Origin of the sequence: Streptomyces sp. NPDC046805, assembly GCF_040645355.1 — a bacterium.
Classification (GTDB): Bacteria; Actinomycetota; Actinomycetes; order Streptomycetales; family Streptomycetaceae; genus Streptomyces.
The window spans coordinates 164,836-179,419 of record NZ_JBEYYC010000015.1 but is presented as its reverse complement, the minus strand read 5'-3'; the positions used below and the strand labels follow the sequence as shown (position 1 = coordinate 179,419).

15 protein-coding genes are annotated in these 14,584 nt (G+C 71.4%); 3 read left to right on the top strand and 12 right to left on the bottom strand.

What is annotated here, in order from left to right; genetic code table 11:
• From ABZ910_RS18580 to modA, 4 genes are all read right to left on the bottom strand, one after another.
• Window positions 1-420: a TOBE domain-containing protein gene (locus tag ABZ910_RS18580; RefSeq protein ID WP_361365817.1), complete on the bottom strand. Its 420-nt coding sequence runs from the start codon at window positions 418-420 to the stop codon at window positions 1-3.
• Between the two features lie 77 nt (window positions 421-497).
• On the bottom strand, window positions 498-1,592 hold the full coding sequence (locus ABZ910_RS18575) for an ABC transporter ATP-binding protein (protein WP_361365814.1): 1,095 nt from the start codon (window positions 1,590-1,592) through the stop codon (window positions 498-500).
• A gap of 147 nt (window positions 1,593-1,739) precedes the next feature.
• The gene (locus ABZ910_RS18570; protein ID WP_361365811.1) at window positions 1,740-2,597 is read right to left on the bottom strand and encodes an ABC transporter permease; all 858 of its coding nucleotides are present in this window, start codon (window positions 2,595-2,597) and stop codon (window positions 1,740-1,742) included.
• The gene (gene modA / locus ABZ910_RS18565) at window positions 2,594-3,430 is read right to left on the bottom strand and encodes a molybdate ABC transporter substrate-binding protein (RefSeq protein ID WP_361365808.1); all 837 of its coding nucleotides are present in this window, start codon (window positions 3,428-3,430) and stop codon (window positions 2,594-2,596) included. The genes ABZ910_RS18570 and modA overlap by 4 nt, the downstream gene beginning before the upstream one ends.
• A 208-nt stretch (window positions 3,431-3,638) precedes the next feature.
• Here modA and ABZ910_RS18560 point away from each other — a divergent pair, with 208 nt between their 5' ends.
• Window positions 3,639-4,136 (top strand): molybdopterin-dependent oxidoreductase, encoded by a 498-nt coding sequence (locus ABZ910_RS18560; RefSeq protein ID WP_361365805.1) that lies wholly within the window; start codon window positions 3,639-3,641, stop codon window positions 4,134-4,136.
• A gap of 155 nt (window positions 4,137-4,291) precedes the next feature.
• Here the strand turns inward: ABZ910_RS18560 and ABZ910_RS18555 are convergent, their stop codons facing one another.
• The 6 genes from ABZ910_RS18555 to ABZ910_RS18530 form a co-directional block, all read right to left on the bottom strand.
• Window positions 4,292-4,687 (bottom strand): helix-turn-helix transcriptional regulator, encoded by a 396-nt coding sequence (locus ABZ910_RS18555; protein WP_361365802.1) that lies wholly within the window; start codon window positions 4,685-4,687, stop codon window positions 4,292-4,294.
• Between the two features lie 196 nt (window positions 4,688-4,883).
• On the bottom strand, window positions 4,884-6,839 hold the full coding sequence (locus tag ABZ910_RS18550) for an amino acid transporter (RefSeq protein WP_361365799.1): 1,956 nt from the start codon (window positions 6,837-6,839) through the stop codon (window positions 4,884-4,886).
• A 315-nt stretch (window positions 6,840-7,154) separates the two neighbouring features.
• Complete coding sequence (locus ABZ910_RS18545; protein WP_361365797.1) at window positions 7,155-7,712, bottom strand: hypothetical protein; 558 nt, start codon at window positions 7,710-7,712, stop codon at window positions 7,155-7,157.
• Window positions 7,713-7,833: 121 nt separating this feature from the next.
• Window positions 7,834-8,391, bottom strand: a complete 558-nt coding sequence (locus ABZ910_RS18540; RefSeq protein ID WP_361365794.1) for a universal stress protein — start codon at window positions 8,389-8,391, stop codon at window positions 7,834-7,836.
• Between the two features lie 305 nt (window positions 8,392-8,696).
• On the bottom strand, window positions 8,697-8,903 hold the full coding sequence (locus ABZ910_RS18535; protein WP_189866979.1) for a DUF5999 family protein: 207 nt from the start codon (window positions 8,901-8,903) through the stop codon (window positions 8,697-8,699).
• A 355-nt stretch (window positions 8,904-9,258) separates the two neighbouring features.
• Window positions 9,259-9,873 carry a hypothetical protein gene (locus tag ABZ910_RS18530; RefSeq protein WP_361365791.1) on the bottom strand — a complete coding sequence of 205 codons (615 nt, stop codon included), beginning with the start codon at window positions 9,871-9,873 and terminating at the stop codon, window positions 9,259-9,261.
• A 551-nt stretch (window positions 9,874-10,424) separates the two neighbouring features.
• Between ABZ910_RS18530 and ABZ910_RS18525 the strand changes: the two genes are divergently transcribed.
• Complete coding sequence (locus ABZ910_RS18525) at window positions 10,425-11,942, top strand: glutamate--cysteine ligase (RefSeq protein ID WP_361365788.1); 1,518 nt, start codon at window positions 10,425-10,427, stop codon at window positions 11,940-11,942.
• Between the two features lie 100 nt (window positions 11,943-12,042).
• Window positions 12,043-12,843, top strand: a complete 801-nt coding sequence (locus ABZ910_RS18520; protein ID WP_361365866.1) for a type II CAAX endopeptidase family protein — start codon at window positions 12,043-12,045, stop codon at window positions 12,841-12,843.
• A gap of 47 nt (window positions 12,844-12,890) precedes the next feature.
• Here the strand turns inward: ABZ910_RS18520 and ABZ910_RS18515 are convergent, their stop codons facing one another.
• Both ABZ910_RS18515 and ABZ910_RS18510 read right to left on the bottom strand, forming a co-directional pair.
• The gene (locus ABZ910_RS18515) at window positions 12,891-13,697 is read right to left on the bottom strand and encodes a PhzF family phenazine biosynthesis protein (RefSeq protein ID WP_361365786.1); all 807 of its coding nucleotides are present in this window, start codon (window positions 13,695-13,697) and stop codon (window positions 12,891-12,893) included.
• An 89-nt stretch (window positions 13,698-13,786) separates the two neighbouring features.
• Window positions 13,787-14,488, bottom strand: coding sequence for a response regulator transcription factor (locus ABZ910_RS18510; protein WP_361365784.1), 702 nt, complete (start codon window positions 14,486-14,488; stop codon window positions 13,787-13,789).
• Window positions 14,489-14,584 lie beyond the last annotated feature (96 nt).

The following is a 14,584-nucleotide window of genomic DNA, read 5'->3' as shown; positions in this document are numbered from 1 at the left end:
TTACGCCGTCTCGAGCGACACCTCGGTCGACTTGATCAGCGCGATGACGGGGGAGCCGACGGACAGGCCGAGGTCGGTGGCCGACTCCTTGGTGATGGCCGAGGTCAGCTCGCCGCCGCCGAAGGCGATCTTCACGGAGGCCATGGCGCCACCGGTGGAGATCTCGGTGATCTTGCCGGGGAGCTGGTTGCGGATCGAGACGTGGTCGACCGGCGCGGTGGCGAGGGAGACCTCGGTCGACTTCACGAGAGCACGTACGGATGAGCCCGCGGCGAGACCGAGGTCCTCGGCGGCGTCCAGGGTGATCGCGGACGTGAGGTGCTGGCCGTTGGAGAGGTCGACCTTGACGGTGGCCATCGCCTCGCCCGGGGTGACGGCCGTGACGGTGCCGGGGAGCTGGTTGCGAATGCTCAGGCTCATGGGGAACGCCTCGCAGGATATGGGGGTTTGGGGGGTTTTGGCCCCTGGTGATCCCCACCGTAGCCGTAATCGCCTGCTCAGGCCGGGTAGGCGTGCGTCTGCGTCGCCTTCACGGTCGCCCAGACCGGTGTCCCCGGCTGCAGGCCGAGCTCGGCGGCCGCGGCCGTGGTGAGATCGGCGGCGAGGGGGAGTTCGCCCCCGAGGTCCACGCGGATCTGGTCGGCGTGGGTCTCCAGGCCGGTCACCTGGCAACTCCAGAGGTTGCGGGCGCTGGAGCCGGCGGGGCGGTCGCGGTAGAGGGTGACGGCGCCCGGCGGGAAGGCCACGAAGACCGAGCCCGACAGATCCTCCGTCGTGGTGATGGCGGGGCCGGTGTCCAGCCGGACCGTGTGGCCCTCGGCCTGCCCCCGGTAGAGGTTCAGGCCGACCAACTGCGCGATGTAGTCCGTACGCGGATGGCGGGCGATGTCGGCGGGGGCGCCCTCCTGGACCACCCGCCCGTGCTCGACGACCACCAGCCGGTCGGCGAGCACCATGGCGTCGAGGGGGTCGTGCGTCACCAGGACGGCGACCGCCTCGAACTCGGCCAGATGGCGGCGCAGCTGGGCGCGCACCTCCAGACGCGTGCGGGCGTCCAGGGCCGCGAGCGGCTCGTCGAGGAGCAGCAGCCGGGGACGCGTGGCCAGGGCGCGGGCCAGGGCGACGCGCTGCGCCTGGCCGCCGGAGAGGCGTCGCGGCTTGGCGCCCGCGTGGTCGGCGAGCCCCATGCGGTCCAGCCACGCGGCGGCCTGGGCGCGCGCCTCCGCCTTGGGCGTGCCCTGACAGCGCGGGCCGAAGGCCACGTTGTCGAGCGCGGACAGGTGCGGGAAGAGCAGGTAGTCCTGGAAGACGACACCGACGGGCCGTGACTCCGGCGGCGTACGGTCCAGCGCGTGGCCGTCCAGGCGCAGATGGCCGCCGGTGAGCGGGGCGAGGCCGGCGAGCGCCCGCAGGGCCGTCGTCTTCCCCGCGCCGTTGGGACCGAGGAGCGCGACGACGTCCCCCGGTGCGGCACTCAGCCCGACATCGAGGCGGAAGGAACCGCGCTCGACGACGAGCCGGGCGTCGAGGCCGTCCCCGCGCACGCCGCCCGCGGTGACGAGCCCGTCCGTGGTGTCGTCGATGTCGGTCATGAAGTGCACATCCAGGGGTCGAGCGGAGCGGCGGCCGCCCCGGCGCGGCGACCGCGAAGCCGCCGCACGCGGACGCGGTCGTACGAGGTCCGGGTGTGGCGGCGTGGGCCGGCGGGGCGGTGCGGGTGGCGGCCATGGTGTCGGGGGTCATGATGCCGTCACCCATCGGTCCCGCAAGCCCGCCAGCACAGCGATCGACACCGCCAGCAGGACCAGGCTGAGGGAGATCGCCGCATCGGGGTCGTTCTGGAGGGCGAGGTAGACGGCCAGCGGCATGGTCTGGGTACGGCCGGGGAAGTTGCCCGCGAAGGTGATGGTCGCGCCGAACTCGCCGAGCGCACGGGCCCATGCGAGGACCGCGCCCGCCGCGATGCCCGGCGCGATCAGGGGCAGGGTGACCCGGCGGAACGCGGTGAAGCGGGAGGCGCCCAGGGTGGTGGCCGCCTCCTCGAAGCGCGGGTCGGCGGCGCGCAGGGTGCCCTCGACGCTGATGACGAGGAACGGCATCGCGACGAAGGCCTCCGCGACCACGACGCCCGCCGTGGTGAACGGCAGCGTGATCCCGAACCAGGCGTCCAGCCACTGCCCGACGATCCCGTTGCGGCCGAGCGCCAGCAGCAGAGCCACACCCCCGACCACCGGCGGCAGAACGAGCGGCAGGGTCACCAGCGCCCGCACGAAACCCCGGCCGGGGAAGTCGGTACGGGCCAGCAGCCACGCCAGCGGCACGCCCAGGACCAGGCTCACCGCCGTCGCAGCGGTCGCGCTGATCAGGGACAGCTGGAGCGCCTGCCAGACGTCGGGGCTGGTCAGCTGAGCGGGCAGGCTCGTCCATGGGGCCCGCACGAGCAGGGCCAGCAGGGGCAGCAGCAGGAACGCCAGCGCCACGATGCCGGGGGCCAGCAGCGGCAGCGGCGCCCCGCGCCGACCGGACCGCACGCGCCGGCGCTGCGGACCGCCCGTGAGGGTGGCGGCCGCAGCACCGGACTTGCCGACGTCGGTCACGGCTTGAGGAACCCGGCCTCGTTCAGGACCTTCTGGCCCTCGGCGGACTGTACGAGCGCCATGAAGGCCTTGGACGCCTCGGGGTTGGGCGCGTGCTTGAGCAGGGCGATCGGGTAGTCGTTGATGGCCTTGGTGGACTCGGGGAACTCGACGCCCTCCACCTTGTTGCCCGCGGACTTCACGTCGGTCTTGTAGACGACCGCGGCGTCGGCCTCCTTCAACTCCACCTTGTTCAGGGCGCCCTTGACGTCCTGCTCGTAGGAGACCGGGGTGAGCTTGAGCTTGCTGGCCTCCAGGGCCTTCTGGGCGGCGGCGCCGCACGGCACCGTCTTGTCGCACAGGACGACCTTCAGGCCGGGCTTGGTCAGGTCCTTCAGGGAGGAGATCTTGTCGGGGTTGCCCGGCAGGGTGGCGATCTCCAGCTGGTTGCGGACGAAGGTGGCAGGCGTGCCGACCGCGTCCTTGTGGTCCGTCACGACGCCCATGGTCTTCGGGCTGGCCGCGGCGAAGACGTCCGCGGGCGCGCCGCTCGTGATGCTCGCGGCGAGGGCGTCGCTGCCGCCGAAGTTGAAGGTGACCTTGGTGCCCGGGTGCTGCTGCTCGAACTCGTGCCCCAGCTTGGTGAAGCTCTCCTTGAGCGAGGCGGCGGCGAAGACCGTCACGGTGCCGGACAGCTTGGGGGACGCGGAGGCCGCGGAGTTCGACTTCGGCGACGCGTCCGACTTGGCGGACGAGTCGCCGGAGGAGGAGCAGGCGCTCAGTGCTATCGCGGCGGCGGCTCCCAGGCCGGCCACCTGCAGCATGCGTCGCGTCCGGCGCGCGGAACGGGTCATCACGGATCTACTCCTCTGGTTCTTCGGGAAAAGCTGGCGGGCCCTTCCACGACCGGGGTACGGCCGCAAAATCGATAGTACCTGCGCATCTGCAAGGCGTAAGCCCTATACCCAATTGCATCAGCTAGATCAATCGCGGGATCGGTTTTGCATATGCGTTTTCAAGGATGCGCCACCCGGGTACCGTCATTTCCGGAGGTGGTCGCCCGTGACGCTCGCGGAACTCGCCCTGACCGGCGACCTGGCCAAGCCGTGCCGCCTGACCGTGCCTGATCTGCTCGGCTGGCCGCAGCACAGAGTTCGGGTGGCCTTCGAGTGCGCCACCAGCGGGACGCAGCACCACTGGTTCACCGGTCCGCTTCTGTACGACGTGCTGGCCGACGCGGGCCCCGGCTTCGATCCGGCCCGGCGCAAGGACCGGCTGCGCTTCCTCGTCGCCGTCATCGGTACGGACGGCCATCACGCCCTGCTGTCCTGGGCCGAGATCGACCCGGACTTCGCCGACGCGCCCGTTCTGCTGGGCGTCAGCATCGACGACGCCCCGCTCGATCTGACGGGACCCCAACTGGTGCTCCCGCAGGACCGCTGCGGCGGCCGGCACATCAGCGGCATCAACGCGATCCGGGTGGACGGGGCCTACCGGTGCCGGGAGTCGGCACCGGCCGCGCCCGGCCCCGAGTCGGTGGCTGCGGCGGCGGTGCCGTAAAGGCGTGTGTGCGTAAGGGCGTACGTGCGTCAAGGCGCACGCGCGCGGAGGCGTACGCGTATGCGCGCTGTGCGCGACGGGGAGTCCGTTTCCCCGCGGGTCACAAAGCGGGTTCCCCGCAGGGTGTCACGCCTCAGGCTCCCCGCAGGGCGCGCTCAGGCGCGGTCGACGTGTACGTTCGTGGACTTCACGCGGGCGGTGGCCTCCATGCCGACCTTCAGGCCCATGTCCTCGACGGCCTCCCGGGTCAGCAGGGAGACCAGCCGGTGCGGGCCGGCCTGGATCTCGACCTGGGCGGCGACGTCGCCGAGCTTGATCGCGGTGACGATTCCGGGGAAGGCGTTGCGGACCGAGGTGTACGAGACCTCCTCCTCGCCCGCTCCCGTCTGGGCGAGCTCGACCGAGAAGGCGGCGAGGTCCTTGCCGTCGATGAGGCGCCGCCCGGACTCGTCGCGATGGGTTGCCATCCGGCCCGCGTCGGCCCAGCGCCGAGCGGTGTCCGGGCTCACGCCGAGCAGCCGTGCCGCCTGGCCGATCGTGTAGGACTGCATGCAGGTCACGATAGGTCCCCCGGGCGGGAACTGTGCACGTGGGGTTGGCCGTTGGGTATAACGCGATATAGCGTTACCTCGCGTTTCCGGCGTCGCTTTCCGCGCGGAATCCGGTCGGGGCGGGGGTTCGGTCCGCCATCGAGGGGGCGGGGGCGACGCGGACGAGCAGCCGTACGCCGACTGATCCGAGGGCGGGTCAGCCGACGTGCACGCGCGGGCGCCTGGAGCGGTTCGGCTCCGCCTCGCGCAGGACCTCCCGGGTGACCGGGGCGACCTCGCCCTGGCCGAAGAGGAAGAAGCGCAGGAAGTTGGCCAGCGGGTTGCCCTCGGTCCACTCGAAGTAGATGTGCGGGGTGCAGTTTGTGGCGTCGCGGACGTGGAGGAGGAGCGCGGCCAGGGCGTTGGGGACCGCGGTGGAGTCCAGGGTCAGCACGCGGTAGCGGTTGTGCAGGACCTCGCCGCGCACGTTCAGGCCGGCCTCGAACTCGGAGGGGTCGCGGACGGTGACCTCGACGAAGGCGAAGTCGTCGTGCGGGGGCATGTCGTTGTCGGCGCGGATCTGCTCCAGCTTGTCGCGGTACTCGGCCAGGTCGCGCCGGTCGGGCTCGTTGGCGATGAAGCGGATCCTGCGGCTGGCCATGTCCCGGATGAACCGCTCCGCCAGGGGATCCATCGTCACGCTGGTCACGCGCAGTTCGAAGGCACGCGTCAGCCGGGACAGCAGCGAGAGCAGGATGATGCCGGCGATGAAGCAGGCGCCGATCTTCACACCGTCGGGCCGCTCGACGACGTTCGTGATCGTCGTGTACAGCATGACCGCGGCGACGATCGCGAAGCCGATGGTCCAGCCGCGCTGACCGGCCCGGCGTGCGGCGAGGGTCACCGCGATGGCCGCGGACGACATCAGCACCAGCACGCCGGTGGCGTAGGCGCCGCCCTGCGCGTCGACGTTGGCGTCGAAGACCCAGGTGACCAGGAAGGCGATCAGGGTGAAGACGATGACCATCGGGCGCACCGCGCGCGCCCAGTGCGGGGCCATGCCGTAGCGGGGCAGATAGCGCGGCATCAGGTTGAGCAGACCGGCCATCGCGGAGGCGCCGGCGAACCACAGGATGGCGATGGTCGAGAGGTCGTAGACCGTGCCGAAGGCGTTGCCGAGGTACTCGTGCGCGAGATAGGCGAGTGCGCGGCCGTTGGCCGGTCCGCCGGGCTTGAACTCGTTGGCCGGGATGAGGATCGTCGTGATGAAGCTGGTGGTGATCAGGAAGACGCTCATGATCAGCGCGGCGGTGGTGAGCAGCTTCTTGGTCCCGCGGATACGGCCCTTCGGGCTCTCCTCGGTGTCGCCCGGGTCGCCGGTGACATGTGGCATGACCGCGACGCCGGTCTCGAAGCCGGACAGACCGAGCGCCAACTTCGGAAAGACCAGCAGGGACACGCCGATCATGGCCAGAACGTTTCCGTGCTGCATGGTCAGGGCGTTGGTCCAGTCGGTGACCAGGTGCTCGGCGGTGAAGACGTGCCACAGCCCGACGACCACCACGACGGCGTTGAGGCTCAGATAGGTCGCCACGAGGGCCACCGCGACGCCGATCGCCTCCAGGAAGCCCTTGAGGAAGACCGCACCGAGCAGCGCCACGAGGATCAGGGTGATCAGCATCTGCTGGTTGTGCAGAACGTCGGTCAGGTGCGGGTTCTCCACCAGGTGGGTGGAGGCGTCGGCCGCCGAGAGGGTGATGGTGATCAGGAAGTCGGTGGCCGCGAAGCCCAGCAGCGTCAGGACGAACAGCTTGCCCTTCCAGAACGGCAGGAGCCGTTCCAGCATCGCGATCGAGCCCTCGCCGTGCGGGCTCTCCTCCGCCACCCGTCGGTAGACCGGCAGGGCGCCGGCCAGGGTGACGATCACGAGCACGATGGTGGCGAGCGGGGACAGCAGACCGGCCGCCAGGGCCGCGATGCCCGGCTGGTAGCCGAGGGTCGAGAAGTAGTCCACACCCGTCAGGCACATCACCCGCCACCACGGCTGGCCCTTGTGCACGGCCTCCGGCTCGACGTGCGGCCCGCCGGGCCCCGCCCCCTTGCCCATGTCGGACAGCCCCTCCAGCATCCAGGCGCGCAGGCGGCTGGATGCGGGGTGTTCCGTCGTGGCCATCGGGGTGCTCCTGACGTGTGGCGCAGTGTATGTCGGCCATCGCGCGGACGGCGGCACCAGCGTAAGCGGAGAGTGACGCACAGGCCCACGGATCAGGGAGCGGTGGGCATCAATCTTGCGTTAAGAATGGCCCGGCGCATGAGGAACGCGCATCACAAGGCGCTGGCAGGAGTGCTATCGGCGGGCGTTGGGCCGTACGGGGGCGTGGGCTGCCCGCGCCGGCGACGGACACCGAGCGTCACGTCGTACGACGCCTGCCGATCCGTCGGCCGTGCCCGGGGCGGCCGGCTCGGCGGCGCTTGCTTCCGGCGTCTGCTACCGCAGGCCGGACGCCCGGAACACGTTCAGCGCCGTCTCCCGGTCGATGTGCTCCGAGACGCGGCGCAGTGCGGTCGTCCCGCACCGCAGGGTCCCGGACGCCGCGGACTTCCGGGCGTCCTCGTCGAGGCGGTGCCAGAGGGCGGGGTTGTCCAGCAGCACCTGGGGGTCGAGTTCGGTCCGCCCGCCGAGGGCGTCCCGCAGGACGAGCCGCCGGGAGACGCTGTCCGGGCAGTGCACCGACACCAGCAGGTCGGTGCGGACCTCGCGGGTGCGCACCAGCCGTCGGCAGGACAGCCAGCCCTCGCCGGCGCGTACGCGGGCCGGGAGCAGGACCAGGAACAGCAGCACCGCCAGCACGACCCACAGGACGCCGCGCCACCACGTGAGGTCGCCGGCGGCCCAGTCGATCAGGAACAGCATGCCGAGCAGCGCGGTGGCGCAGCGCACCGCGCTGACCACGTCACGGGCCCAGCAGCGGTCGTCCACCACGGGGCGCATGTTCCGCGGATGTGCGCCGGCCACGTCGTGCAGTGCGTCGTCCCGGTGCTGCATACCTCCGACGCTAGACCGCGCGAGAGACGGCACGGCGTGGTTCCCCGGCACCTTGATACGACCCTGACGGCTGACGGTCGATACGACCCTGGCGGTCGAGACGGCACGGCGGCTGACGCCATCAGGCGGGGAACCCCTTGTCCCCCTTCAGCACCTGCCGGGGGTCCATCCGCCGGTGCCAGGCGATGCGCCGGTGCACCGCCGTCAGGTCGGACTCCAGCGGGGACGGGGGCACGGCGAGGACGGGGCAGACGGCATGGGCGAGGCAGTAGCGCGACACCCAGCCCGAGAATGCGCGGTGCCAGCCGCGCCGTCCCGTGCCCACGACCAGGAGGTCGTCCTCGCGGGACGCGGTCTCCACCAGGACATGGCCAGGGCTGCCGCGTACGACGAGGGCGCACAACGGGACATCGGGGCCGACCGCGCCGAAGACGTCGTCGAGGGCGGAGAGGAGCCGTTCCGTGGCGACGCGCTGCCATTCCTCCGGCACCAGGCAGGACGCGGGGAAGCGCCGCACCGCGAGATCGCCGCCGGGCGGCTCCCAGGCCACCACCGGCCACAGCTCGGCACCCCGGCGCCGGGCCTCCGCGGCGGCCCGGTACAGCGCGGTGACGCTGCCCAGGGAGCCGCTCACCCCGGCCACGACACGAGGGGCCACCGAGGCGTCGTCACCGGACATGGTGTCACCGATCTCCGCACGGGCCCGCGGGCGTCTCCCGCGGACGGCTCTGCTCGCAGGGCTCCTTCCATCACACTCCTCTCGCGCGCCCGGGACCAGTCAACGGGCCGGGCCGCGGTCGCGCGGACCGGGCCGTGGGCTCTCGCGCCGGCCCGGCATTCCCGTCCGTGTGTACGCCCTCGGCATGGCTTGACCACGCGGAGTAGCCGCGTCCGGACACACGTCGGGGCCGGTGCGCACCCTGATCCGTGCGGGCCGGCCCCTCAAGTCGCCGGGCGGTGCTGCGGAACCGCCCGGGGGCGTGCTCAGGCGGCCGTCATCACCTGGTCGGCGCCGAGCGGGCGGTGCGGGGCGATGATCTGCCCGTCGGGCAGCAGCTCACCTGTGTCCTCGAAGAGCAGAACGCCGTTGCACAGCAGGCTCCACCCCTGTTCCGGGTGGTGCGCCACGAGGCGGGCGGACTCCCGGTCGGCGGATTCGGCTGTCGGGCAGGGCGGTTGGTGCTGGCACATGGGTGGGATCTTTCGCTGTGTCGTGGTCATGTCCGTCCCCCGTTTGCGATTGGTTAGTCGGAACCCAGTGTTGCCCTCCGGGCGTCGATCCGCAGGTATTTCGCGGCACCGCCTCTTCACAGATTGATGACGCATCGCCCACGCGGATGGTTCAACCCAACTGGGCGGCCACTTCGGGTGGTTCACCATGGCCGGATGGGGCTAGTCCGCACGGGACGGCCCGGGGGAGGCATGCCTCCGGCAACCGGCGGCACGCCTCGGCGACCGACGGCGCACCCCAGGCACCCGATGGCGTGCCCCGCCCCCGGAAGCGGGGGCGGGGCACGGGACGAACGACCGGTTCGGAACGCGTGGTTCAGGCGGGCGAGCCGAGCAGTGGTACGGCGCCGGATGCGGGGCCGGCCGTGGGAGCGGGCCTCACCCGATGGGTCAGGACCGGCAGCAACTCGGCCACCCGCAGCGGCTGGTGGGCCGCGATGCCCGGGGGCGCCGGCGCCAGCGGGACGAGCAGGTCGGCGGCCTCCGGATGCCCCTCGGCGCCGTCCGCGGTGATGTCCCCGTGCAGCCACAGCGTGAGCATGTACAGGCCCGGAACCGACAGCAGACGTGGCTGGTACGGCTGTTGCATGGCCTCCGCGTGGCGCAGCGCCCGTTCGGTGGAGGTGATGTACGGGCCCTCGAAGAAGTGCCCGAACGCCCAGCCGTCCGGCGTCAGCTTGGTCTCGGCCGCCGCCACCGCGCGGTCGCCGCAGCGGATCAGGAAGCGCCACCCGGTCAGCCGGGTGGCGGACAGGCCCTCGGGCGTGATCCGGTCCAGCACGTGGACGGGGAGCGGGAGTTCGGGAGTGACGGGTCCTGGGGCGGTGCGCAGCGAGGGGGTACGGGCCTCGCGGACCGCGGTGGGGGAACCGAGGGCCGTGTGGACGGAGCGCAGTGCGGGCGCGGGAGCAGGGGGGACGTGCAGTGGCATGGTGGGTCGCCTCTCGTTCGACAGGCGCGGCGGCGCGAGGGAGGGGGCGGACAGCGCTGTCAGCTCGACGGGAATGGCGAGGTGGGGCCCGGGTCGGTGAGCGAGGCGCGGTTGAGGCCTGCCGCACGTCACCTTGACGGCAGGGAACAGGACCGCGGGCGCCAACCTTCTGCCATGTAAGCGGAGTTTATACGAAACGTCATCGGACGATGTTTCGTCTAGCCGTTCCCGATCCGTGAAACAAGGTGCCATTCGGCCGGTGATTCGCGGAAATCGTCCCGATTTCCCGACCGGCCCGCCGCGCTGACCTCGGAATACTCCTGTCAGGCGGTCGGCCAATTCTCGTCGGCGTTTTTCACGAGCTCTGTGGGGCACTCGGAGTCGTGTGCTGCCGTATGCCTCGTGAATGTGCCTCCGGACACATTCGACAGAGTAGCGGGTACCCGGCTCGCACGGGACGTTATCGATCGCTTCGGCTGGGCATCATCCCCATCTGACCGGGACCCTGGCGGCCGGATCGTCGGTCCGCTCATCCGAGGAGGGACGCTTCGATGGGGGAGAAGGTCGTGGCGGGCACGTTCGACCTGTCCGATCGCCAGCGCTACCGAGAAAAGCTCCGGAAGTGTCTGACGGCGCTGGAGAGACTACTGGTGGAGAAGCGGTTCGATCGCCCCAAGAATCTCATGGGAGTGGAGATCGAATTGAATCTCGCCGGTACCGACGGCATGCCACGTATGTTGAATACGCAAGTGCTCGAACGTATCGCGAGCCGCGATTTCCAGACAGAACTCGCCATGTTCAACCTGGAGGTCAACATAGCGCCGCACCGATTGGGCGGCCGGGTATTCGACCGGCTCGCCGAGGAACTGCGCACCTCGATGGCGTACGCCGACCGCAAGGCCGGCGAGCTCGACGCCGGAATCGTGATGATCGGCATTCTGCCCACGCTCGACCGCGACGACCTGGTCTCCTCCAACCTCTCCGAGGTCGACCGGTACGCGCTGCTCAACGACCAGATCGTGGCCGCCCGAGGCGAGGACTTCGTGCTCGACATCGAGGGGGTGGAACACCTCACCTGCACCTCGAAGTCCATCGCCCCCGAAGCCGCCTGCACCTCCGTGCAGTTGCACCTCCAGGTCACCCCGGCCCGCTTCGCCGACGTGTGGAACGCGGCCCAGGTGGCCTGCGCCGCCCAGATCGCGGTCGGCGCCAACTCGCCGTTCCTCTTCGGCCACGAGCTGTGGCGCGAGTCCCGGCCCCCGCTGTTCCTCCAGTCCACCGACACCCGCCCGCCCGAGCTCCAGACCCAGGGCGTACGGCCGCGCACCTGGTTCGGCGAGCGGTGGATCTCCTCGCCGTACGACCTGTTCGAGGAGAACCTGCGCTACTTCCCCGCCCTGCTGCCGATGTGCGACGACGAGGACCCGCTGGAGGTCGTCGACGCGGGCGGTGTGCCCCGGCTCGCCGAACTCGTCCTGCACAACGGCACGGTGTACCGCTGGAACCGCCCGGTGTACGGCATCGCGGACGGCGTCCCGCACCTGCGCGTGGAGAACCGGGTGCTGCCCGCCGGGCCGACCGTCGCCGACGTCGTCGCCAACGCGGCCTTCTACTACGGCCTCGTGCGCGCGCTCGCCGAGGAGCCGCGGCCCGTGTGGACCCGGCTGCCCTTCGAGGCCGCCGAGGCCAACTTCGACGCGGCGTGCCGGTACGGCATCGACGCCCGCTTCGTCTGGCCGCGGCGCGGACGCCACGGCGGTACGACCGAGGTCGACGCCGTGTCCCTCGTACGCGACGAGTTGCTGCCGCTGGCCGCTGCAGGCCTGGACGCGTGGGGTGTCGAAGCGGCCGACCGCGACTTCTACCTGGGCGTCATCGAGGAGCGCTGCCGGCTCCGGGTCAACGGCGCGTCCTGGCAGGCGGCCACTTTCCACCGGGCCCTGGCGGAAGGACTGACCCGGCAGGAGGCGCTGGCCGCGACGACCAAGCGCTACGCCGAGTTGATGCATGCCGGGGAGCCGGTGCACACCTGGCCGGTGGGTTTGCCGGAGCCGGTGCCTCTGGGGTGAGGTTGCCTGGTACTCCTTGCTCACCCGGACCGGATCACCGGGCGTGATCCCGTCCGGGCGAAGACGGGCGGGAGTCGGGATGACCCAACTGGAGGCAGGTGTGCAGGTGGAGGCGGACCCGGTGGCCGATTCCTTTCCGTGGCAGCGGCCCACGCGACGGACCCTCCGGGACGAGACGCTGATCGTCCTCGGTCTCTCGCTCGGCGCGAGCGGGGTGTCGGCCCTGATCAGCTTTGTCGGGGCGGTCACCAAACCGGGCGGCCTCAAGGACCAGGCGGCCACCCTCAACGCCTCGGCCGCACCGGGCCGTCCCTGGCTCGATCTCGCCTGGCAGCTCTTCGGCATCGCCAGCGCCCTGGTCCCCGTCGCCCTGGTCGCGTACCTCCTGATGCGCGAGGGCGAGAGCCTGCGCCTCTTCGGCTTCGACCGCACCCGCCCCTGGTCCGACCTCGCTCGCGGCGCCGGGCTCGCGGCCGTGATCGGCAGCGCCGGCATCGCCTTCTACCTGGCCGCGCGGGCCCTCGGCTTCAACCTCACGGTCGTACCGGAGGCGCTGCCCGACGTGTGGTGGAAGTACCCCGTGCTGGTCCTCTCGGCCGTGCAGAACGCCGTCCTCGAGGAAGTGATCGTCGTCGGCTATCTGCTGCGCAGGCTGGGCCAGTTGGGCTGGACCCCGGGCACCGCGCTGGTGGCCAGCGCGGTGCTCCGCGGCTCGTACCACCTGTACCAGGGCGTCGGCGGATTCGTCGGCAACATGGTCATGGGCGTGGTCTTCGTCTACCTGTACCGGCGCTGGGGCCGGGTGGGCCCCCTGGTGGTGGCCCACTCCCTACTCGACATCGGGGCGTTCGTCGGCTACGCGCTGCTGGCGGGCAAGGTGGGCTGGCTGCCGACGGCCTGAGCGCCGCCGGCCGACCCGCCTCTCTCCTACGGCCCCCGCCCCGCCTGTCAGACGAGCAGCTCGCCGTCGATCACGGTGACTGCGCGGCCGGTGAGCAGGGTGCGGTCACCGCGCAGCCCGGTGCCGACGAGACCGGAGCGGCGTGAGGCCTGGCGGCCCGTGAGGTCGGTGCGGCCGAGGCGCTCGGACCAGTACGGGGCGAGGGCGGTGTGGGCGCTGCCGGTGACCGGGTCCTCGTCGATGCCGACGTTCGGGAAGAAGCAGCGGGAGACGAAGTCGTAACCGCGGGCCGGGTCCTCGGCGCGGGCGGTGGCGATGATGCCGCGTGCGGAGTGGGCGGCGATCGCCTTGAGGTCGGGCGCGAGGCCGAGGACGGCCTTCTCGTCGGCGAGTTCGAGCAGCAGGTCGCCGACGTTCGGCCCCGTGCCGCACGCGGCCACCGGCTCCGCGCCGAGCGCGTCGGCGACACCGGCGGGAATCTCCAGCGGGGTCAGCGGCGCCGTCGGGAAGTCCAGGGTGATCGAGCCGTCCTCGCCGGGAGTCGCGACGAGCACACCGCTGCGCGTGGCGAACCGCACCGGTCCCTCGTGGGTGCCGGTGGTGTGCAGGACGTGGGCCGTGGCCAGCGTGGCGTGCCCGCACATCGCGACCTCCGTGGCGGGCGTGAACCAGCGCAACGCCCAGTCGGCGCCGCCGTCCGGCAGCCGGTGCGCGAACGCGGTCTCGGCGTGGTTGACCTCCATGGCCACGTTCTGCAGCCAGTCGTCGTCCGGGAAGGCGTCGAGGAGCAAAACTCCGGCCGGGTTGCCGGAGAAGGGGCGGTCGGTGAAGGCGTCGACGATTCGCATGCGCATGCCGCTCACGCTAGGGGGCGACGGAAGCGGCCGACCAAGTCCAATTCACGACTCCTGGCCCGACTTCGGGAGCCGCCGGGGAGCTTCCCTCACCGGGCGCGGTGTGTGCCGGAGTCCGTCTGGTCCAGGTGGGAGGCGAGGACCGCGGCCTGGACCCGTCGCTGCACGCCCAGCTTGGCCAGCAGCCGCGAGATGTGGTTCTTGACGGTCTTCTCCGACAGGTACAGCTTCTTGCCGATCTCGCGATTGGTCAGCCCGTCCCCGATCAGGGCGAGGATGTCCCGCTCGCGGGGCGACAGGCTCGTCAGCTCGGGCGGCACGGCCGGGGACTCCGCCGGGTCGGCGCGCAGCGAGCGCATGAGGCGGGCCGTGGTGGCGGGGTCCAGCATCGACTGGCCCGAGGCGACGGTGCGCACCGCCGTGACCAGGTCGGAGCCCTTGATCTGCTTGAGGACGTAGCCGGCGGCCCCGGCCATGATCGCGTCGAGCAGGGCGTCCTCGTCGTCGAACGAGGTCAGCATCAGACAGGCCAGCTCCGGCATCCGGCTGCGCAGCTCCCGGCAGACGGTGATGCCGTCGCCGTCCGGCAGCCGTACGTCGAGCACGGCGACGTGGGGGCGCAGCGCCGGGCCGCGTGCGAGCGCGTGCTCGACCGTGTCCGCCTCGCCGACCACCGAGATGTCCGGTTCGGCGTCGAGCAGGTCCGCCAGGCCGCGCCGGACGACCTCGTGGTCGTCGAGGAGGAACACGCGGATGGGGCTGCGCTCGGTGAAGGTCTCCACCTCGGTCATGATGCCCTCTCGTATCAGGGTGCGCCCACGAGCGGCTCGACGTCGCGGGGTCGCCGTCGATGCCGCTCACGGAGGCGCCCGGACGGGAGTGGTCGC